Below are 18952 nucleotides of genomic sequence, written 5' to 3'. Positions count from 1 at the left end.
TAGCCATCAAGACAAAACACATATTTTTTCGCCTCTGCGTCCTACAGGTATGTATTTATGATTGTTCTCCAACGCGAATTCGCAGAGAATCATGTTAAATATGTGTAATGATCTGCGTGAGCGTAGTATCCCTGCGGCGTGTTGTTATTCTCGAAAAGAAAGTGCGGCAGTCGGCGGGGCCCGTGAAAACTCCACATAACCCGCCCGTTCGTCATGACTTCATAGGCTGAGTTTATCCGGCGGTGAAACCGCCGGACGGTTCGATTGCCCGCCCCGGATTTTCACACCGATACGGCTATGACGGAAACCGCCGCAGCATCGTTTTTTGGCGCCTTATATTCGGAAATGCGGGTGGTGCGCTCCATCGCGGTTTGCGCGGATGAATGACCGTCTGCCAAAACCTGGGTGTAATAGTCCGAACGGTCGCCGTAGTAGGAGCCGGTTCCTGTGGTTCTTGCAAAATATTGGTGGGCGCCAAACTCTCCGGCGACGAAAGGATTGCCACTCTGGCTGTCTTTTTCTTGCTCGTTCTGGGGATTGACTGTCGGGTTTTGGCGGATTTTCAGCGGACGGATCGCCGCGATAGGCTGTACTTGCATTTTAGTCTCCGTGGCGGGCCAGTCCGTGGCCAAATCTTGTCGGAGGTCCGGGAGAGTCCGGAGCTGCGGACAAATATGCCACCCGTGTCAATTTGAAACTGTGCTGGGCGTCACAATTTGCCGTTTCAGACGAGATCCATTCCGAATGGACACACAGTTCCCCTCTGCCGCGCTCAGGGAAAACTGGCCGCCGCAGGCGTTCCGGTTTGGCAATATCCGATTGGCTAGAAACGTTATCGTTCGGTTTTCAGAATGTGGCCTGCGCCGCGTTGGCGCGGTAGGGCCGCCGTTGCCCGGTAGCTCTGAATTCCGTTTTCCGGCTCCAGGGCCAGTCCAGACCGCTGGTCCAGATCAGCGTCGTGGGTTGCTATCAAATGGGCAAGGAAGGCCGAGTTGGGGCGGTAGCGCCGCGCGAACGCGTCTTGCTTACGCTCCAGAACAGGTTCGGCGGGTGTCGGCAAGTGGGCAGCGAAACTGGATTGACGTTCGCTGGTCGATTGTCCGCCTGCAGGACGTTTCCGCCTCACATTGGTACGGCCAGTTGATGTAACCCGGGTGACACGCACAGATGTTCGCCTCGTTTGTTTCAAAGTGGGACGCAAGACGCCTTTCCCGCCCGAACTCCGCAACACTCATGCCAATGTAGGGTTCCGTTAACCTTTTGTCCGCAGTTTTCTGTGATTTCATGATCACAAAAGTTAACGCATTGGTGCAAACGAGGACATTTAAAGGGGATTTTAGGGATAATGAGGAGATCTTTCAGGCCGATAGACCCGGGCCGATTCCCAAAATCGGAAGAGTTGCTGCCGCCGTGCCTTTTGGGCACACGGCTTTCTGCTTGTTTTGCAAGTGGGAAACTTAATCGTGACGGGTCACGAAATCGTCTGGCGCGAGACGACCGTTTCTTAAAAAATGTTGCAGCGTCCTTGCGATGGACATTGCGTCATCCAGCGCATCATGGAGCTTGCTGTCCGGCACTTGAAGCCCGAAATAGCCGGCGAGCTTGCCGCTCGTGGTTTTCATGACATCTTCTTCGGGCATGCCCGCTTTCAGAAGCAGGCGGCCTGCATGGCCAAAGCGGTTGGCCGGGATCGAGGGAGGGACACCGGCGATGTAGCAGCTGGTTCCCAACAGCGTCAGCTCATCCTTGCCCCAGGACCATAAGGAGCTGCCTGCTGCAAACCTGCTCAGCCGATCCAGCGCTTCGGCATGCGAAACACCATATGCCGCCAGATCTTTTTGTGTGATGCCCGTCAGTTCGGTAAAATAGGGGTCAGGCTTGATGGCCCGCCCGTTCCGGTCGGATGCTTGGATGTATATGCGCTCCGTTCCGATGATGTCGAAGCTCTGCTCAAGTGAGAGCTTCACGGCTCCAATCTGAGCAACTTGCGGATCCGGGTCGAAGGGCCCGCACCACATGCGGCTCATCGCACCTTCCGCTGTCAGATATTCGCAATCGAAAATGATTGTGCCGTGCATTGAGAGACTCCATCGCCGTTGTGGAGCCTAACAGCTGCTTGCATGCGTGACGATGTTTCAAGATCGCAGAACAGATACAAAAAACGCGGCCGATTGGCCGCGTTTTCAAAAATCAGAAGGTCAGGCTTCCAACTTAGGCAGCCAGAGCACCCTGTGCCTTGTCAACCAGTGCCTTGAAGGCATCCGGCTGGGAAATGGCAAGGTCGGACAGTACTTTACGGTCGACTTCGATGCCTGCTTTGTTCAGGCCGTCGATAAAGCGGCCATAGGTCATGCCGTGCTGGCGGGTCGCAGCATTGATACGCTGGATCCAGAGCGACCGGAAATTCCGCTTCTTGGCCTTGCGGTCGCGGTAGGCGTATTGACCCGCCTTCTCAACGGCCTGCTTGGCAACGCGGATGGTGTTCTTGCGGCGGCCATAGTAACCTTTGGCGGCCTTTAAAACTTTCTTGTGACGAGCGTGGGCCGTAACGCCCCTTTTGACGCGTGACATAGTGTGAACTCCTTGGGGCTGGCGTTATGCGTAAGGCAGGAACTGCTTCACGATCTTTGCATCCTGATCGCTGAGCGTGGTGGTGCCACGTGCGTTGCGGATGAACTTGCTCGTGCGCTTGATCATGCCATGACGCTTGCCGGCCTGTGCGGTTTTCACCTTGCCGGTCGCAGTCACTTTAAAGCGCTTTTTTGCGCCGGACTTTGTCTTCAACTTGGGCATTTTGCATCCTTTCTTTGGCGCATCCGCAAGCAGATGCTTCATTTGTTGGTGCATTCAGAGCCGACTCGGCATGCCCTTGGTTGTCTTGAATTGCCTTGCGTTAGAACGCAAAAACGCGATCCAAAACGAGCCGGACGACTCTGGACCGCGCGCTTATATGGTAACTGCGCGATTTTCGCAACAGGAAACCGTACGTTTCTGCAGGGTCTGAAATCTCAAGGGCAAATTGAAAGAAGCCACCGGTAATACTTTTTTGATTATTCATCGGTTTTCTAGTTAACGGGGCATTCTAAATTTCCGTACTCCAATAAACATGTACCCTTGATCATGGGAGTTATAGACGTGTTTCGGTTATCTATGTCAGTGATTGCTCTTTTTGCGATTGTTTTAATTGGCAATTCAACTAGTCAAGCTGAGCAGATAACGATCGTGACCGGGGAGTGGGTCCCATATACCGGATCTCGGCTTCCAGAAGGTGGGCCTTACGCAAAAAAAGTGGCTGAAGTGTTCGATCGGGTCGGGAGCGATGTGAAGTTCGAATTCTACCCTTGGAAACGAACGGCTGTGATGGTTGAAAACGGCCAGATGATTGCAGCAATGCCTTTTGTAAAAACGCCAGAGCGCGTTGAAAGGTTCCTTTTTCCAGATACGCCGGTCGTGACTCAAAGACTCTACGTTTACTTCCGCAAAGATCGATTCCCAAATGGGATTCATGCCAATTCGTTCCAATCATTGAAGGATCAAGACATCAGGCTTGTATCTGTTTTGGGGTATTCGCAGACAGAAGCGATGAAGAAGTTGGGTGGTGTGGTAGAGGAAGTTGCCACTGAAGACCTTGCCTGGAAGGTTTTGTTGGCGGGCCGTGTGGATGCCTTTACTTCGGTCGAAGGTGCTGCCGATGTCACGGCGCGTGCAGCGCTCGGAAACCGGTATGACGAAATCGGCCGTTCCTCCAAGCCGTTCTATGAGCGTGATCTATTCGTTGTGTTCAGCAAGAATCATCCCAGAGGGTTGCAACTTTTGAAGCAATGGGATGCAGCATTTGCAAATTGCATTGTCGATACGACCGTTGAAGAATCCGGCGGCGATCTGTGCGAGCCGGGCATCCGGTACTGAGACCCAATGCGGTGCAGTGGTCTGGCAGCCGATAGAAACTGGCTGCCAGTTGCAATCACTTATTCACGTCCACCACCACGCGGCCCTTTACGCCGCCTTTAAGAATCTGAGCGCCGAGCTCCGGCAGATCAGACAAGCTCGCCGGTTGAATCATGTCTTCCAGCTTGTCCATTGGAAGATCTTTTGCAATGGGTTTCCAGGCCGAAATCTCCCGCAGAAGGTGAAAGCGACGACACATTTTTGTCCAAAGCGCCAGGGATCGATCGCCAATAAATTGCAAAACTCCAATATTAGACATGCATTACATAGTCAAAATCACTTATCGAAACAATTTAAAAGGGAAAATTGCACTAAAAAGAGATGCATAATGTTGTTTTTCGCATAAGTTGCGTTACGCTGCCTTAGGTTACATTTTTCGAATCATGCAATTTATAAATACGGGCTTATCCGTTGATCGCGAGGTTATTGTGAACCCCAACATTTGCCATAAACGGAAGTTGATATTCGTTCACAATCCTAAGGCTGCGGGTATGAGTTTCCGGAAATGGTTGGGATTCAACGGGTTGGTCAATCATGGCTTTCCATCATATAACACGCCGCATCAGTTATGGGATCTCTATACGGTAGTGGTGTGTGTGCGGGACCCAATAGACCGGGCAGTGTCCCTGTACCGGTTCTTGACGCACGAATCCTATAATGGGGGCTTGCTAAGTGTTTATCCGGATCTGCACTCTTGGGACCCACCCAAGTTTTACCAAAACATAATTCATGAACAGCTCATTTTTTTGGCATGGCAATACAAATACACTCAGCATTTCCATACAAACAAACCGGCCGATTTTATTTTAAAGGTTGAAAACCTCGATGTGGGGCGGCTCGCCCGTAAAATGGGAATTCAAACACCATTTCCACGCGAAAACTTCGGAAAAAACAAGAACACAATAGATCTTGGTCAAAAGCTCTACGATGAGCTCGTAGAACATTTTAAAGCTGACTTTTTCTTCTTCGATTACAGTCCGAAATCCTACTTTCAGTATATGGATATGCAAAGCCAAGCGGCATAGCTCGTTCTTTGCTTAATCACAAAATATCGCTGCTACCGGCCACCATTAGCAGCGAATTACGTCGGCAGATTAAGATGCTGGCAGCCGATAGAGACTGGCTGCCAGTTGCAATCACTTATTTACATCCACCACCACGCGGCCTTTTACGCCGCCTTTGAGGATCTGAGCGCCCAATTCAGGGAGATCCGAGAGCGTTGCCGGTTGGATCATGTCTTCCAGCTTGTCCATTGGAAGATCTTTTGCAATGCGTTCCCAAGCCCGGATCCGGCCATCATAAGGCCGCATCACGCTGTCAATTCCCAGCAAATTGACGCCACGAAGAAGGAACGGAACAACGGTGGCCGGTAGGCTTGCCCCGCCCGCAAGACCAACTGCCGCAACAGACGCGCCGTATTTCATCTGGCCCAGAACCCGTGCGAGCATCGGCCCGCCGACGGCGTCAATGCATCCGGCCCATGTCTCGGCTTCGAGTGGACGTTTGACCGTTTCATTGACGTCATCACGGGGCACGATGGTGCTCGCGCCAAGAGCTTTCAGGTAATCCCATGTGCTCTCGCGGCCTGTAACCGCGGCCACTTCGTAGCCGAGATTAGCCAAAATGGCAGTTGCGACAGAACCAACACCGCCCGCAGCGCCCGTGACAAGCACCGGGCCGCTTTCCGGCTTCAGGCCATGGTCTTCAAGGGCCATCACAGCCAGCATCGCCGTAAAGCCAGCCGTTCCGACCGCCATTGCGTTCCGGGTTGTTAGGCCATCTGGGAGCGGGACGAGCCACTCGCCTTTCACACACGCTTTTTGGGCGTAGCCGCCCCACCAAATCTCGCCAACCCGCCATCCAGTGAGGACGACCTTGTCACCCGGCTTGTACCAATCGTCAGATGACTCTTCGACCGTTCCGGCGAGGTCAATTCCGGGAACATGCGGATAGGTTTTGACCAAACCACCCCCGGGGCCGATGCAAAGCCCGTCCTTGTAGTTCAAGGTGGAGTAGTCCACCGCGACCGTCACATTTCCGTCCGGCAGCCGGTTTTCTTCTATCTCTTGAACTGAGGCGTGTGTCTTGCCGTCTTCATCCTTGTCAACCAGCAGTGCTTTAAATGTCATGTGATCCTCCCCCGGGTCTGGCTCCATCACGTTGGTCGAAAGACATTGGCCATGTCAAACAGGTTCGGTCCATGATCTGATGTTCTTGCACCGTGGACCAGTAGGCTAAACGGTCAATTCGTCTTAGACCATCACAAGCATGACCGGCCTCTTGTTGCGGCCGCCAATATTCAGAGCCTGCGGTGCGGTTTGGAAAATAATGCGCTAGAGTTTCAACGGACCCCATACTGCAGCCCATAGCAACGCACCAGGAAAACATCGGAATTGTCAAAAGCCCCGGCACCCCTTTTCAGATTTACCTCCGGGCGCGTTCTGGCCGGCTTTGTGCTGCTTTCCGCGCTTATCGCGCTCTTGAGCGAACCTGCCATCGAAACCTATTTTCAAGAGCAAGCCGGTGCGCGCGGCAAGGATACGCTCCAGCTGACGGTCGAAGGATTGAAGGGAGCCCTGCAGCGGTATGAACCTTTGCCGTCCCTGATTGCCGAGCGGCCAAGCCTGGTTGCGCTATTGAAGTCTCCGGCGGACCCAGATTTGCTGAAACGCGTTAATGAGGACTTGAGGCTTGCCGCCTACCGGCTGAAAGCGTCTGATGTCTATGTCATGGATGCGTCGGGAATGACGCTTGCCGCCAGCAGCTATCAAAAAGAACTCTCATTTGTTGGCAGGAGCTTTGCCTACCGTCCTTATTTCACACAGGCTCTAGAAGGAGGAACAGGCCGGTTTTTCGCGCTCGGCACAACGTCGGGTGAGCGTGGCTATTTCTTCGCCGCACCGATTGAAGACAACGAGCGTGTGATCGGTGTTGTCGCCGTCAAGTTCACGGTCGATGGGTTCGAGCAGGCCTGGCGCAATGCGGACCATCAGATCATCGTATCGGATTTGAAGGGTGTTGTGTTTATGGCGAGCCGGGAGGATTGGCACTTCCGGACGCTGGAACCCCTGACACGGACTGCAATGGCTGAAATCCGGGCCAACCGCCAGTACCCGGAAGACCGTCTCGATTCCTTGGTAAATACGGTTAGTCCGCTCGGCGAAGATCTCAGCCTGATCACGATTGACGAGGATGGTAGTGGGGTCCGCTATATCAGCAGCGCGGCCTATATCTCCGATGCCGGCTGGAACGTGCGTATTTTGGTTCCGGCGAACCGCGCCAGGACCCAGGCCCTTGCAGCGGTTCTCATTCTCGTATTGGCGATCATGCTGATCGGATTGGCCGTTGCCTTTTACATCCAGCGCCGGACGCAATTACTGGAACGGCTATTAACGCAACAAGCAGCGCAAGAACAGCTTGAAGTGCGCGTTGCCGAGCGTACCGCGGATTTGAACCGCACCAATGCCCAGCTCCTGGATGAGGTGGCTGAGCGAAAGGCTGCAGAGACACGCTTGCGGAAAACGCAAACCGAACTGGTTCAGGCCGGAAAGCTTGCCGCGCTGGGCCAGATGTCTGCAGCCTTAAGCCACGAATTCAATCAACCGCTCGCGGCGGTCAAATCCTATGCGGACAACGCCCTCAAACTGCTGGACATCGGTCGCACCTCCGACACCCGGGAGAACATCAGCCGGATCTCTGAGATGGCGGACCGAATGGCCTCGATTTCGAAACACTTGCGAAACTTTGCCCGCCGTCCGATGGAAAAGGTACGCCCCGTCCCGCTGGTTCAAATTGTGAATGATGCCGTGGCTCTGCTTCAGCCGCGCCTGAGGTCGAGTGAGGCGCGTCTTGCGTTTTCGCCGCCGCTGGAAGACGTCTGGGTCATGGGCGGGCATATCCGGCTTCAACAAGTCGTGGTCAACCTTTTGACGAATGCGCTTGATGCAATGAAGGACGAGCCGTCCCCCCGGATCGACATAGCGATTGAGGAAAGTGCGGGAAAATGCCTGCTAACTGTCCGCGATTATGGCAAAGGCCTGCCGGATGAGGAGGCTGGACAGGTTTTCGACCCGTTCTTTACAACAAAACAGCCCGGGGAAGGCATGGGGCTTGGTCTGTCGATTTCCTATAATATCGTCAAAGACTTCGACGGCCATCTAAGGGCCCGCAATCATCCAGAAGGCGGTGCCGTCTTTGAAATTGAACTGGTGGATGCGCGTGGATCGGAGACGGATGCCAGTTCTAGGTACGCGCAGGAAACGGCCGCGGAATGACGGGTCAAAAAATTCTATTTGTCGATGACGAGGAGCATCTTCGCTTCGCTGCCAAGCAGAGCCTTGAGCTAGAGGGTCTGGAGGTCGACTGCTTTGCGGATGCGGATGGGGCGCTTCAACATGTGTCCCGTGATTTTCCCGGCATTTTGGTGACCGATATCCGCTTGCCCGGAACCGATGGGCTGAGCCTTATGCGCAAGGTTCTCGAGATTGACCCAAGTTTTCCGGTCATCCTGGTGACCGGCCATGGGGATGTCGAGCTTGCGGTCAGTTCCATGCGCGATGGCGCCTATGATTTTGTCGAAAAACCCTTCGCCCCAAGCCGCCTGGTGGAGACGGTCCGGCGCGCGCTCGACAAACGCCGTTTGACGCTTGAGAACCGGACACTTCGTCGGCAAGTCGGTGCCCGGGACAATGTGGAGGCTGTGCTGCATGGCCGGAGCGCTGCCATGCGTGCGTTGCGGGATCAGGTCGGCTCGGTCGCGGCCGCAGACGTTGATCTCCTGATCACGGGGGAGACCGGCGTCGGCAAGGAGGTTGCCAGCCGTGCGATCCATCAGGCGAGTGCGCGCGGATCCATGCCGTTCGTTCATATCAATTGCGGGGCACTTCCGGCAAATCTGGTTGAAAGCGAGCTTTTCGGCCATGAGGCCGGCGCCTTTCAAGGCGCCATGAGAACGCGGATCGGCCGCTTTGAAGCCGCGCGCGGCGGTACAGTGCTCCTGGATGAGATCGATAGCCTCTCACCCGCTTTGCAGACAAAACTGCTTCATGCGCTCCAGAACCGGATTGTGACGCGTCTGGGGTCGAATGAGCCGGTAGAACTGGATGTTCGTTTCATTGCGGCAACCAAGAAAGATCTGGACGCGGAAGTGTCGGCGGGCCGGTTCCGGCCGGACCTGCTCTATCGCCTGAACGTGGTGACCATCACCATACCGCCGCTGGAGGCCCGCCGCGAGGACATTCCCTTGTTGTTCGGGCAGCTTGTGGCCGAGGCCGCGGGCCGGTTCAAACGGGAACTGCCGGATGTTCCAGGCTCGGTCATGGCGGCGATTGCGGGCCGGGACTGGCCCGGAAACGTCCGGGAACTCAGAAATGCTGCCGACCGTTTTGTTCTGGGCCTCGGGCTTGGCAGCGATTTGGAGCTCCTGACCGGCGGCGAGCTGAGTTTGGCAGACAGGGTATCGCTGCATGAAAAGTCTCTCATTGCAGCAACCTTGGCCGCCCATGGCGGCAGCATCAAGGACACCTATGAGGCGTTGCGGATTTCGAGGAAGGCGCTTTACGAGAAGATGCAAAAATACGATCTCTCACGGAAAGCCTTTTCCGAAGAAGCCCAGTCCTGAGGTTCTTGTTTGCCCGGCGTGTTTCCGAAACGGAACACGGTCTGCCGCTTTTGTCACCGGATGCACACAAAGGGCGGTGTCCATTCGGATTAAATCCTAGACTTTCGCCATGGGCGCTTGCTTTTTCCCCCGTCCGCGCTTGATACCAATGCCGGTACGTTTTGGGAGGAGCGTCGACCCTTACCTGCATTTGGTTGGCCGGATCCCGGAAAAATCAGCGTGCTGGTTCCTGTCGGAACGAAAACCTAGGAGGAAGACATGAAAATTGCTGCAATGACCGGCACGTTTGTTGCCGTAGCAATGACAGCGACCGCTGCTTTTGCGCAGGACGAGGATCGCACAGGCTGGCCTGAAAGCTTCACCGTTGGAACAGCCTCACAAGGTGGCACCTACTTCGCATATGGGTCCGGCTGGGCAAACTTGGTCGCTGAAGAGCTGGGTATTTCCGGCGGCGGCGAAGTAACCGGCGGCCCGATGCAGAACATGGCTCTGGTCCATACCGGCGATGCTCAGTTTGGAATGACCACAATGGGTCCGGCAGCGGAATCCTTAGGCGGCACAAACCCGATCGCACCGGGCCTGCAGATGACCAATGCTTGCGCAATGTTCCCGATGTATCAGACACCGTTCTCGATCACTGCGCTGTCGTCTTCCGGGATCACGTCCATCGCAGACATTCCGGATGGTGCCAAAATCGGTTTCGGCCCGGCTGGCTCCACATCCGACACATATTTCCCGCGCATGATGGAAGAGCTCGGGGTGAATTTTGAGCGCCGGAACGGCGGCTGGTCCGACCTTGGCGGTCAGCTCCAGGACGGTCTGCTTGACGTCATCGCCTTTGCTGCCGGTGTTCCGGTGCCGGCTGTTAGCCAGCTCGAAGTGCAGACAGACATCAATATCATCGAGTTCACCGAAGACGAGCGGGCAAAAATCCTGGAAGCCTTCCCGGTTTCCGAGTTCGAAATCGCCTCCGATACCTACAGCACCTTGGAGAACGATGCGCGGTCCGTGTCCATGTGGAACTTTGCCGTAGCCAACTGCGACCTTCCGGCTTCTTTCGTGAAAGCCGCTGTGAACGTTGTCATGTCCGACAATGACCGGATGGTGAACATTCACAAGGCCGCACGCTCCACGCTGCCTGAGAACTGGACCAAAAACAACGTCCTGAAATGGCATCCGGGTGCAGCCGAGTGGTTTGCCGAGAATGCCGGTGCGGATATTCCGGCCGACATGATCCACGGTAACTAATCGCTACAGCATAGAATTGAGCGGGGGCCGCGCAACTTGCGCGGCCCTCACTTCAACGACAAGATATAATCTGGCTCACGCCGCTGGATGTGCGGGGGGAACATGACCGATAAATCAGCGACTGCAGACGACGACCATATAATTGCCCATGGCGTCGATGAGGAACCTGTCGAAATAAACCGCAGGCTTTTCGAGGGGGTATCCCTCAAATTCATAGTCACATTTGCCGCGGCTTATGCCGCATTCCATATGGCTGCGCTGAACGGTCTTTCGATCTCCGAATGGACCGGTATCGTGATCCCGTATCTTCCGTCATTTCCAATGGAGACGTGGAACTTCCGTATTGTCCACGTTGCCGGCGCACTGGCGCTCGGCTTTTTGTTGTTTGCGGGCCGGATTGATTTTCCTGAAAAAGGTCAGGAAACACCGGTGCTTGGCTACATCGCCTATGTGCTGATGGTCCCGGCGCTTTTTGCCCTTGGCATGGCGTTTTCCTTCGCCGTTGAAATCAGCAACGGGCGCATGTGGAACGGGATCGATGAAGGCATCAAGTTCAGCGAAACCTTTCTGTTCGGCTTGCCGCTGGTGGCCGCGACAGCCGGCGGCATTATCCTGTCCTGGTTCCACAAGCGGGTTCGCTCCGGTTTCTCAGCGCCTGACGTTGTTCTTGCCGTCTGTGGCGCGGCGGTCGCGGCCTATCTGATCACGATCTATGGAACCTTGATGCGGAACTCCACCGGCACACCGTTTGCGCCGATCGGAATTTCCCTTGCTGCCGTTGCTGGAACGGCGCTCATCATGGAGCTGACCCGGCGGGTTGCCGGTATGGCGCTTGTGGTAATCGCCGGTATCTTCCTTGGATATGTGTTCATCGGCGATCAGCTGCCCGGCTTCTTGAACTCGCCGCCCATCACCTGGCAGCGCTTTTTCAGCCAGGTCTATACGGATGCCGGGATCCTCGGCCCGACCACAGCGGTGTCTTCAACCTACATCATTTTGTTCATTATCTTTGCGGCGTTCCTGCAGGCCTCGAAGGTCGGAGATTACTTCGTCAACTTCGCCTTTGCTGCCGCAGGGCGCGCACGCGGCGGCCCGGCCAAGGTTGCCATCTTCGCATCCGGTCTGATGGGGATGATCAACGGCACATCGGCCGGCAACGTGGTCTCCACGGGCTCACTGACGATCCCATTGATGAAGAAGGTGGGCTATCATCGCAAAACCGCGGGCGCGGTGGAAGCCGCTGCCTCCACCGGTGGCCAGATCATGCCACCAATCATGGGGGCAGGCGCCTTCATCATGGCCGAGATCACGGGGATCCCCTACACGGAAATCACGATTGCCGCGGTCATTCCGGCCGTGCTCTATTTCGTGTCGGTTTACTTCATGGTGGACTTTGAAGCCGCAAAGCTGGGCATGCGCGGCATGCGGCAGGATGAACTGCCGAAATTCGCCAAGATGCTCCGGCAGGTCTACCTGTTTATCCCGATCATCATCCTGATCTATGCATTGTTTATGGGCTATTCGGTAATCCGGGCCGGTGCGCTGGCAACCATTTCGGCCGCTGTCGTATCTTGGCTGACGCCGTACCGCATGGGGCCGAGAGCGATCTTCAAGGCGTTTGAGCTTGCCGGGATCATGTCGGTCCAGATCATTGCCGTGTGTGCCTGTGCCGGCATCATTGTCGGGGTCATTTCGTTGACCGGCGTCGGCGCGCGGTTCTCCGCGCTTCTGCTCAGCTTGGCGGATACCAGCCAGCTTCTGGCCCTGTTCTTTGCCATGTGTATCTCGATCCTGCTGGGGATGGGGATGCCGACAACGGCGGCCTATGCGGTCGCCGCCTCGGTGGTGGCGCCAGGCCTTGTCCAGCTTGGTATTCCGCTCCTGACCGCGCACTTCTTTGTCTTTTATTTCGCGGTTCTGTCGGCCATCACGCCGCCGGTTGCCCTGGCAAGTTACGCAGCTGCAGGGATATCCGGGGCCAACCCGATGGAGACGTCGGTCGCCTCGTTTAAAATCGGCATTGCCGCGTTCATCGTACCGTTCATGTTCTTCTACAATTCGGCCCTGCTGATGGATGGAAGCCTTGTTGACATCATCCGTGCAGGCCTTACGGCGATTGTCGGTGTGTTCCTGCTGTCATCTGCGGTCCAGGGCTGGTTCCTGGGCGCGGTTGCGGCCTGGTTCTTGAGGATCGGACTGACGGCCTCGGCGCTCATGATGATTGAAGGGGGACTGATTTCGGATCTTATTGGATTGGGCATTGCGGGGGCCGTGTTCGCGGTCCAGCGCATCTTCCACCCAAAACCCGATGCAACGATCCCTGTCCGGGGCGCTGATTAAAGCAGAATATCGACCAAGCAAAAAAGAAGCCGGGCGATCTGCCCGGCTTTTTTTACTGCCACAATTCGTCATGTCCGGCATACAAACTTATGGTGACCCCGACAGGACGGGTCCCGCTATGGGTGAAAAGCCCAATAACATCAATAATTCAGTAGGTTGCCGCTTACCAGAGGGTACGAATCTGGGGTACGAGCAACCTTATGACCAACTATCTTCTCCGCAAGAACGGAACCTTCTATGCCGTGCTCGATGTTCCAGCAGATGTGCGGGACAAAATCGGGAAGACAAAGTTCAAACGTTCCCTGAAGACCGGGAATAGGCAGGAAGCGCTGGGCGAGGTCGGGCAGGTCATCTCTGGATGGAAGAGCGAAATCGAGGTCGCACGTGGGAATGGTTCCATTGCAGAAGAGGCGGCAGTTTGGGCTTCTATGCGGAGCAAGGCCCAAGACATTGAAGAGCTCAACTTGATCGAAGAGCTGATGGCGGATCATGCCTATGACATAGAGGCTAGTGGTCGATCTATCAGTCCCGCAAACGGGCGAGATCCAGAGACAACTAAGTCTGAAGATGCATTGCGGTTCACGAAGCTGGCACTTGGCAAACTTACGCCCCTCATGAGGCACGTGGATCGCTGGCTGGCGGACCAATCCGTTAGTGAGTTCACCGAATACGAATACCGCCGCGAACTGGTTGGGCTTGAGAAGCGCTTCAAGCAGATCGAGGATGTGACGCGCCGTGCCGCATCAGACTATATCGAAGAGCTGAAGCATGGCGGACGGAGCAGAGATACCATTGGAAAGCGACTTTCCGCTTACAAAGGTTACTGGGACTGGCTCGCTAGGCATGACTACATCAGCGACGAAGTCAAAAATCCTTGGCAGGGCCTGATGCCAAAGAAAAAGCAGGTTAGCGCGTCCCTCAAACGCAGGGCGATCCCAGATCAGGTGGGGTCCGAACTCTTGAGTTCAATTAAGGCCAACCAAAAGCGGCAACCAGATGATTATGCGGTCATGCTGACCATGGCGGCCACCGGGATGCGGCTTGGAGAGGTGGCGTCTTTAAAAAAGGAAGACGTGCGCACAGATGCAGCAGTCACTTGGCTTGATGTAAAGGACAGTAAGACACTTGCCGGGATTCGTCGGGTGCCGATTTCAGATCTTCATGTTCGTTCGGTGCTGAGGAATAAGGCAGAACAGGTTCAACCCGGCGAGTACATCTTCCAAAGCCTGAAGACTGATGAGCGAGGGAAGCGGACACATCAGATATCTAAGCGTTTCGGGATTGCTCTGAGGCGCATAAGTGACGATGAGAGAATAGTTGCTTCGCACAGTTGGCGTTACCGGGCACGAACATTACTTGAGCGAGGAGGGGTGTATGTAGCGACTTCAGATTGGTTGATAGGGCATGAGCGACCGGGGGAGGGTCTTGGGCGGTACTCTGAGGGTCCAAGCGATGATCAATTGATCGACGGGGCGCGGCATATCTTTGTCCCGGAGCACTCCTGAGTGGGTCTCTCCTCAATATGGGGAATCTTGAGGGAGTGCATTTTTCACGCCCTCTCACCTAACAATGGAGCCCGTTTATCACCCAGTCCGTTCAGGTGGCTTAGGAAGCTGACAGAGCCCTGTAGACAGTCGCCTTGGACAAACCGGTCTTAGCCATAATCTCGGGGATGGTTCGTTCTTCGTCTACCCGCATGGATTTGATCGAGCTGATGACCTCTGCAGTCAGCGCCTTCTTTCGACCAAACTTGGTGCCCTTGGCCTTGGCCTTTGCGATCCCGTCCATCTGCCTTTCTTTGCGAATGTTGGTCTCGAACTCAGCGAACACAGCCAGCATGCCCAAAAACGCCTTTCCAGCAGCGTCACGGGTGTCGATAGACTGATCTAGCACCTTGATGGTGACCTGCTTCTCTTCAAGCTCCCTGACGATCCTGAGGAGGTCCTCAGCGCTCCTTGCCAGTCGGTCAATGCGGGATATGAGCAACGTGTCTCCCTGACGAAGGTAGTCCAGGCACTGCTTGAGTGCTGGGCGGTTGGCATCCACGCCTGACTTCTTTTCCTCGAACACCTTGTCGACGCCTGCTGCCTCAAGCTTCTGCAGCTGCACTTCGAGAGACTGTCCTAACGTCGACACACGAGCATACCCAACCAATGCCATTCTCAATACCTCTTAGGTGATAGGAGAATCTCTTTATGAGACATAAAAAGAGACGCGTCAAGAGTCTGTCTCAGAACGTATGCTTAATGATACTTCTTTCACAGTTTCGGATTGTCGATGACCTCATGGTCGTCGGAAAGCGAACCAGCGCAGTTGGCGTTTAGAATGGCCGATCTGGCCCAGACAATATACGCCCAGATAATGGCGGGCACTGAGCAGGGGGCAGTAGTTTTTGGGACCTGCTATCCACACTCTATGTATTCGCGCGGGCCGGTTCAGTCGACCAAAATTCCCAACAATTTGCCACATTCGATCAACGACCGGACTGAGAGTGCCGTCACCTCTCGTACAGTCTCGACAGCCGGCGAGAGCGGTGCCGACGGAAGCCAGCCGAGCGAGTGGACCCGCGAGACCTTGGGCGCAACCAGGGGACGTGCCATCACCTTTCCTGACGCGATCCTTGGTAGCCAGAACGTCGGTGGCACGATGGAACAGGCGAGACCTTCTTCGACGAGTTCACCGATGACATTTATGCTGCCCGTCTCGTACTTAACTTTCAGCGCCGTCCCAGAATTTCGTGCGGCTTCCTCCAGCCTCCGGCGCAGGTCATAGCCATAAAAAGGCAGGGCTAAGGGGTAGGATGCGGCTTCGGAAAATGTGATCTCGGTCGCCTTCGCTCCGGGCGCCGCCCGACTAAGGAAGACGAACGTTTCCTCGAAGAGCGGACGACTCTGCGCGTGCGGCATGTCGGCAGCGGTGTTGGGGATGACCGCGAGATCGGCTTCGTGCTGCAATAGGCGGGCGGCGGCGGTGTCCGACGGGTGATCGATGACCCTGAGACGGATATTGGGATAATCGCGCTCGAAGCGGGGGTACAACTCTACCGCCAGGGCCGAGGCGATGGACGTGATGACGACAAGCGTCACGTCACCGGACACGTCGCTGGACTGCTGCTTTACTCTCAGCTTGAGATCGTTCATGCGGCGGAGGAGGTCTGCCGCCTCTTCGCGAAGCGCCTGCCCGGCGCGGGTCAGCGTTACGCCCTGTGAGTGCCGGATGAAAAGCTCGGCCCCCATGTCGTGCTCCAGCCGCGTGATCTGACGACTCAGCGCGGATTGGGCAATGTTCAATTCTGCTGCTGCGCGGGACACGGACCGGTTCCTGCAGACCGCCAGAAACTGCGAAAGTTGCCGCTGCCGCATGAGCATCTCCATACCCTCAATGTCATACCAAGTATGCTCAATAAATATAACGAGGTCTAGCAAGTTGCTGATAGCTTGATCTTAACAAAAACAGAATCCTATGGGAGGAACCATGAAAATCCTTGCAGCCACGGCCGCCGTTGCGGCTCTTCTGACGGGCGCGGCCCAGGCGGACTGGGCCCCCTCTGGCCCAATCGACTTCGTGATCGGCTTCGCCGCGGGAGGTGGGACAGACACGCTCGCCCGCTTGATCGCCGAGGACATTCAGGCACAACAAGGATGGACGGTGGTCCCCAAGAACGCCGAAGGCGGCGGGGGCGCCGTCATGGCGCGGGAGGTCATGGCAGCGGAACCGGACGGGCAGACGATCGGGTTCGGTATCACCGACACCTTTGCCTATGGCATGCTGGCGAGCCGCGATCCCGGTTACGGCGCCGACGACTTCACCTATCTGGCAACCATCGCAGGCACGCAGATGGCTGTCGTCGCGAAGGCGGACCGGGGCTGGACCACGATGACAGACGTCTTTGAGGCTATGCGCGGAGGCGAATCGATTTCGTTTGGGACCATGACGCCTCGGTTGGCCGATGGCGCCTACTACATCGGGCTGCAGAACGACGTGGAGTTCAATATCGTGTCCAGCTACAAGGGTGGCCGTGCGGTGCTGAACGCTATCAACGCTGACGATGTGGACATTGGCTGGGTCGCCGGTCCCCAGGCGGGCGGCGTAGCCGCGGGAGACCTGGTCAACCTCGTGAACGGCGAGGACATCCCGCTCTCCGTATCGCCTGACGCACAGTCGCTCTCGGACATCGGCGTGGAGTATTTCTTCGGCGCGACATTCCTGGCAATGGCCCCGGCCGGACTGCCAGATGATGCGCGGGAGGCCCTGACGGAGGCCATTGTCGCGGCGATCCGCACGGAAGGCACGAAATCCAACGCGTTCATCGAGCGGGTCTTCGTTCTGAAGGTTGCTGCCGGTCCCGACGCAGCAGCCTATGTGGCGAAGGAGGCCGCGGACGCCGAAGCCTTGCTCGACGCGACGTCCCAGTAACGACCGGGCACGGGAGGGCGTGGCCATGGAACGGCCGGAGCGACTGCGCGACATCGCGATCGGGCTCGGCTGTGTCGGCCTCGCCCTCTTGATCTTGCTGATCTGGATCCCGGCAGACGTGGATACCGGCATCGTGGACGTCTGGCGTAGGAACGTTCGCATTGGCGACGCCATGCTGCCCAGCTTTGCCACCGCGGGTGTGCTCTTCGCCGGCGTCGGGGTAATGATGCGGGCGCTGCTTGGCCTGCCGGGCACGCCGATCCGGCCAGTCTCGCCGGCCTTCGGGCTTGCCGTCGCCGCAATCCTGGCTGCAACGATCCTTCTGTTTCTGTACACCGGTCCGCTGCTGACCGCTCTTTTCCACGATGCCGAGACGACCTACCGGGAGATCCGTCACCTGGCCCCATGGAAATATGCCGGCGTTGTGGCGGGTGGCACGTTTCTGGTCTTTGCGCTGATCTGCCTTGTGAGACATGAGATCCGGCTGCGCAGTCTGGTGATCGCGCTGGTCTCCACGCTCGTGATGGCAGCCGTCTACGATTTGCCCTTCGACGGCCTTCTGCTGCCGCCGAACGGAGACTACTGATGGGTGTCCTCGACTATATCCTAGCCGGGATCATGGAGGCGCTGGTCGGCAATCCGGCGCTGACCCTCGGGCCGCTCGTGCTGTCCTGGCCGGTGCTGATGGTGGCCGCGGGATTCTTCACCGGTGTCTTGATCGGTGCGACGCCCGGCCTCTCTGGCCCCTTTGTTATGGCCCTTTCGCTGCCGATCCTGATCTCGAGCTTCGGCTACACGCCCGAGGCGCTGTTGCCGGTGCTGGGCTTTCTGGTGGGGGTGATGAAGGGCGCGACCCTGGGCGGCGCTGTTCCGGCGATCCTGTTCAATACCCCCGGCACGCCAGACGCGGTGATGACGGCGCTTGACGGTTACCCGATGGCGCAGAAGGGCCAAGGCGGCAAGGCGCTGCGGGTGGCGCAGTTCGCCTCGGTGACGGGCGACACCTTCTCCGACATCGTGCTGTTCGTTTGCGCGCCCTTTCTCGCTCTCTCTATCGAGGCCTTCCTCGGTTTGCCCGAGAAGGCGGCACTGATGATCCTGTCGCTTTCCTTTGTGGCGGCAGTGGTGGGCGGCGACCCGTTCAAGGGGCTGCTCGCGGCCTGCCTCGGCCTTTTCATCGCCTCCATCGCCACCGGGACGAACACCTATCCGAGGCTTTCGCTGGGCAGCGACGTGTTGGCGGCAGGGTTGCCGACCATCGCCGTGGTGATCGGTCTTCTCGTCGTGGGCGAAATCTTCGCCGCGCTTGAGGATATCTGGCACGCCGCCCGCCGAAACCTCGACCGGATCGAGATCACCGACCCGGCGACGCGACGCTCA

17 protein-coding genes and 2 pseudogenes are annotated in these 18952 nt (G+C 56.6%); 10 read left to right on the top strand and 9 right to left on the bottom strand.

The window, feature by feature from the left end; translation table 11 throughout:
- Positions 1-281 precede the first annotated feature (281 nt).
- From E1180_RS18390 to rpmI, 5 genes are all read right to left on the bottom strand, one after another.
- The gene (locus tag E1180_RS18390; RefSeq protein ID WP_155193441.1) at positions 282-599 is read right to left on the bottom strand and encodes a hypothetical protein; all 318 of its coding nucleotides are present in this window, start codon (positions 597-599) and stop codon (positions 282-284) included.
- Between the two features lie 233 nt (positions 600-832).
- Positions 833-1165, bottom strand: coding sequence for a hypothetical protein (locus tag E1180_RS18385; protein WP_208997233.1), 333 nt, complete (start codon positions 1163-1165; stop codon positions 833-835).
- Between the two features lie 292 nt (positions 1166-1457).
- Positions 1458-2078, bottom strand: a complete 621-nt coding sequence (locus tag E1180_RS18380) for an exonuclease domain-containing protein (protein ID WP_155193439.1) — start codon at positions 2076-2078, stop codon at positions 1458-1460.
- Between the two features lie 133 nt (positions 2079-2211).
- The gene (rplT, locus tag E1180_RS18375; protein WP_155193437.1) at positions 2212-2571 is read right to left on the bottom strand and encodes a 50S ribosomal protein L20; all 360 of its coding nucleotides are present in this window, start codon (positions 2569-2571) and stop codon (positions 2212-2214) included.
- 24 nt (positions 2572-2595) lie between these two features.
- Positions 2596-2793: a 50S ribosomal protein L35 gene (gene rpmI, locus E1180_RS18370; RefSeq protein WP_155193435.1), complete on the bottom strand. Its 198-nt coding sequence runs from the start codon at positions 2791-2793 to the stop codon at positions 2596-2598.
- A gap of 342 nt (positions 2794-3135) precedes the next feature.
- Between rpmI and E1180_RS18365 the strand changes: the two genes are divergently transcribed.
- Positions 3136-3909: a substrate-binding periplasmic protein gene (locus tag E1180_RS18365; protein ID WP_196220643.1), complete on the top strand. Its 774-nt coding sequence runs from the start codon at positions 3136-3138 to the stop codon at positions 3907-3909.
- Positions 3910-3964: 55 nt separating this feature from the next.
- Here the strand turns inward: E1180_RS18365 and E1180_RS22555 are convergent.
- Positions 3965-4117: pseudogene (locus tag E1180_RS22555) on the bottom strand (oxidoreductase); the annotation flags it as partial.
- A 322-nt stretch (positions 4118-4439) separates the two neighbouring features.
- On the opposite strand from E1180_RS22555, the gene E1180_RS18355 reads away from it, so the two are divergent.
- On the top strand, positions 4440-4973 hold the full coding sequence (locus tag E1180_RS18355) for a sulfotransferase family protein (RefSeq protein ID WP_155193430.1): 534 nt from the start codon (positions 4440-4442) through the stop codon (positions 4971-4973).
- Positions 4974-5084: 111 nt separating this feature from the next.
- Here the strand turns inward: E1180_RS18355 and acuI are convergent, their stop codons facing one another.
- A complete protein-coding gene (gene acuI / locus E1180_RS18350; RefSeq protein ID WP_155193428.1) occupies positions 5085-6077 on the bottom strand; it encodes an acryloyl-CoA reductase in 993 nt (330 codons plus the stop codon).
- A 264-nt stretch (positions 6078-6341) separates the two neighbouring features.
- On the opposite strand from acuI, the gene E1180_RS18345 reads away from it, so the two are divergent.
- The 5 genes from E1180_RS18345 (at position 6342) to E1180_RS18325 (ending at position 14661) form a co-directional block, all read left to right on the top strand.
- Positions 6342-8222: a sensor histidine kinase gene (locus E1180_RS18345; RefSeq protein ID WP_208997231.1), complete on the top strand. Its 1881-nt coding sequence runs from the start codon at positions 6342-6344 to the stop codon at positions 8220-8222.
- A complete protein-coding gene (locus tag E1180_RS18340) occupies positions 8219-9568 on the top strand; it encodes a sigma-54-dependent transcriptional regulator (protein WP_155193426.1) in 1350 nt (449 codons plus the stop codon). Before E1180_RS18345 ends, E1180_RS18340 begins: the two co-directional genes overlap by 4 nt.
- A gap of 258 nt (positions 9569-9826) precedes the next feature.
- On the top strand, positions 9827-10816 hold the full coding sequence (locus tag E1180_RS18335; protein ID WP_155193425.1) for a TAXI family TRAP transporter solute-binding subunit: 990 nt from the start codon (positions 9827-9829) through the stop codon (positions 10814-10816).
- Positions 10817-10918: 102 nt separating this feature from the next.
- Positions 10919-13156 carry a TRAP transporter permease gene (locus E1180_RS18330; protein ID WP_155193423.1) on the top strand — a complete coding sequence of 746 codons (2238 nt, stop codon included), beginning with the start codon at positions 10919-10921 and terminating at the stop codon, positions 13154-13156.
- Between the two features lie 200 nt (positions 13157-13356).
- On the top strand, positions 13357-14661 hold the full coding sequence (locus E1180_RS18325; protein ID WP_155193420.1) for a DUF6538 domain-containing protein: 1305 nt from the start codon (positions 13357-13359) through the stop codon (positions 14659-14661).
- 100 nt (positions 14662-14761) lie between these two features.
- On the opposite strand, the gene E1180_RS18320 is transcribed toward E1180_RS18325, so the two are convergent.
- Together E1180_RS18320 and E1180_RS18315 are read right to left on the bottom strand one after the other, a co-directional pair.
- Positions 14762-15316 (bottom strand): recombinase family protein, encoded by a 555-nt coding sequence (locus E1180_RS18320; RefSeq protein WP_155193418.1) that lies wholly within the window; start codon positions 15314-15316, stop codon positions 14762-14764.
- A gap of 275 nt (positions 15317-15591) precedes the next feature.
- Positions 15592-16518 (bottom strand): LysR family transcriptional regulator, encoded by a 927-nt coding sequence (locus E1180_RS18315; protein ID WP_196220642.1) that lies wholly within the window; start codon positions 16516-16518, stop codon positions 15592-15594.
- 112 nt (positions 16519-16630) lie between these two features.
- Here E1180_RS18315 and E1180_RS18310 point away from each other — a divergent pair, with 112 nt between their 5' ends.
- The 3 genes and pseudogenes from E1180_RS18310 to E1180_RS22550 all read left to right on the top strand — a co-directional run.
- Positions 16631-17572 carry a tripartite tricarboxylate transporter substrate-binding protein gene (locus tag E1180_RS18310; protein ID WP_196220641.1) on the top strand — a complete coding sequence of 314 codons (942 nt, stop codon included), beginning with the start codon at positions 16631-16633 and terminating at the stop codon, positions 17570-17572.
- Between the two features lie 25 nt (positions 17573-17597).
- On the top strand, positions 17598-18158 hold the full coding sequence (locus tag E1180_RS18305; RefSeq protein ID WP_155193411.1) for a hypothetical protein: 561 nt from the start codon (positions 17598-17600) through the stop codon (positions 18156-18158).
- Positions 18158-18889 (top strand): annotated as a pseudogene (locus tag E1180_RS22550) (tripartite tricarboxylate transporter permease); the annotation flags it as partial. The gene E1180_RS18305 and the pseudogene E1180_RS22550, both read left to right, overlap by 1 nt.
- Positions 18890-18952 lie beyond the last annotated feature (63 nt).

It is taken from the genome of Roseibium denhamense (assembly GCF_009711415.1).
GTDB lineage: Bacteria > Pseudomonadota > Alphaproteobacteria > Rhizobiales > Stappiaceae > Roseibium > Roseibium denhamense.
Note: the sequence above shows the minus strand (reverse complement) of the source record. Positions and strands in the feature narration are given on the sequence as shown.

Bases quoted from the DNA above. Each gene is read 5' to 3' on its own strand.
- E1180_RS18390 (WP_155193441.1), bottom strand. From the start codon at position 599: ATGCAAGTACAGCCTATCGCGGCGATCCGTCCGCTGAAAATCCGCCAA.
- E1180_RS18380 (WP_155193439.1), bottom strand. From the start codon at position 2,078: ATGCACGGCACAATCATTTTCGATTGCGAATATCTGACAGCGGAAGGT.
- rplT (WP_155193437.1), bottom strand. From the start codon at position 2,571: ATGTCACGCGTCAAAAGGGGCGTTACGGCCCACGCTCGTCACAAGAAA.
- rpmI (WP_155193435.1), bottom strand. From the start codon at position 2,793: ATGCCCAAGTTGAAGACAAAGTCCGGCGCAAAAAAGCGCTTTAAAGTG.
- E1180_RS18355 (WP_155193430.1), top strand. From the start codon at position 4,440: ATGAGTTTCCGGAAATGGTTGGGATTCAACGGGTTGGTCAATCATGGC.
- acuI (WP_155193428.1), bottom strand. From the start codon at position 6,077: ATGACATTTAAAGCACTGCTGGTTGACAAGGATGAAGACGGCAAGACA.
- E1180_RS18340 (WP_155193426.1), top strand. From the start codon at position 8,219: ATGACGGGTCAAAAAATTCTATTTGTCGATGACGAGGAGCATCTTCGC.
- E1180_RS18335 (WP_155193425.1), top strand. From the start codon at position 9,827: ATGAAAATTGCTGCAATGACCGGCACGTTTGTTGCCGTAGCAATGACA.
- E1180_RS18330 (WP_155193423.1), top strand. From the start codon at position 10,919: ATGACCGATAAATCAGCGACTGCAGACGACGACCATATAATTGCCCAT.
- E1180_RS18325 (WP_155193420.1), top strand. From the start codon at position 13,357: ATGACCAACTATCTTCTCCGCAAGAACGGAACCTTCTATGCCGTGCTC.
- E1180_RS18320 (WP_155193418.1), bottom strand. From the start codon at position 15,316: ATGGCATTGGTTGGGTATGCTCGTGTGTCGACGTTAGGACAGTCTCTC.
- E1180_RS18315 (WP_196220642.1), bottom strand. From the start codon at position 16,518: ATGCGGCAGCGGCAACTTTCGCAGTTTCTGGCGGTCTGCAGGAACCGG.
- E1180_RS18310 (WP_196220641.1), top strand. From the start codon at position 16,631: ATGAAAATCCTTGCAGCCACGGCCGCCGTTGCGGCTCTTCTGACGGGC.
- E1180_RS18305 (WP_155193411.1), top strand. From the start codon at position 17,598: ATGGAACGGCCGGAGCGACTGCGCGACATCGCGATCGGGCTCGGCTGT.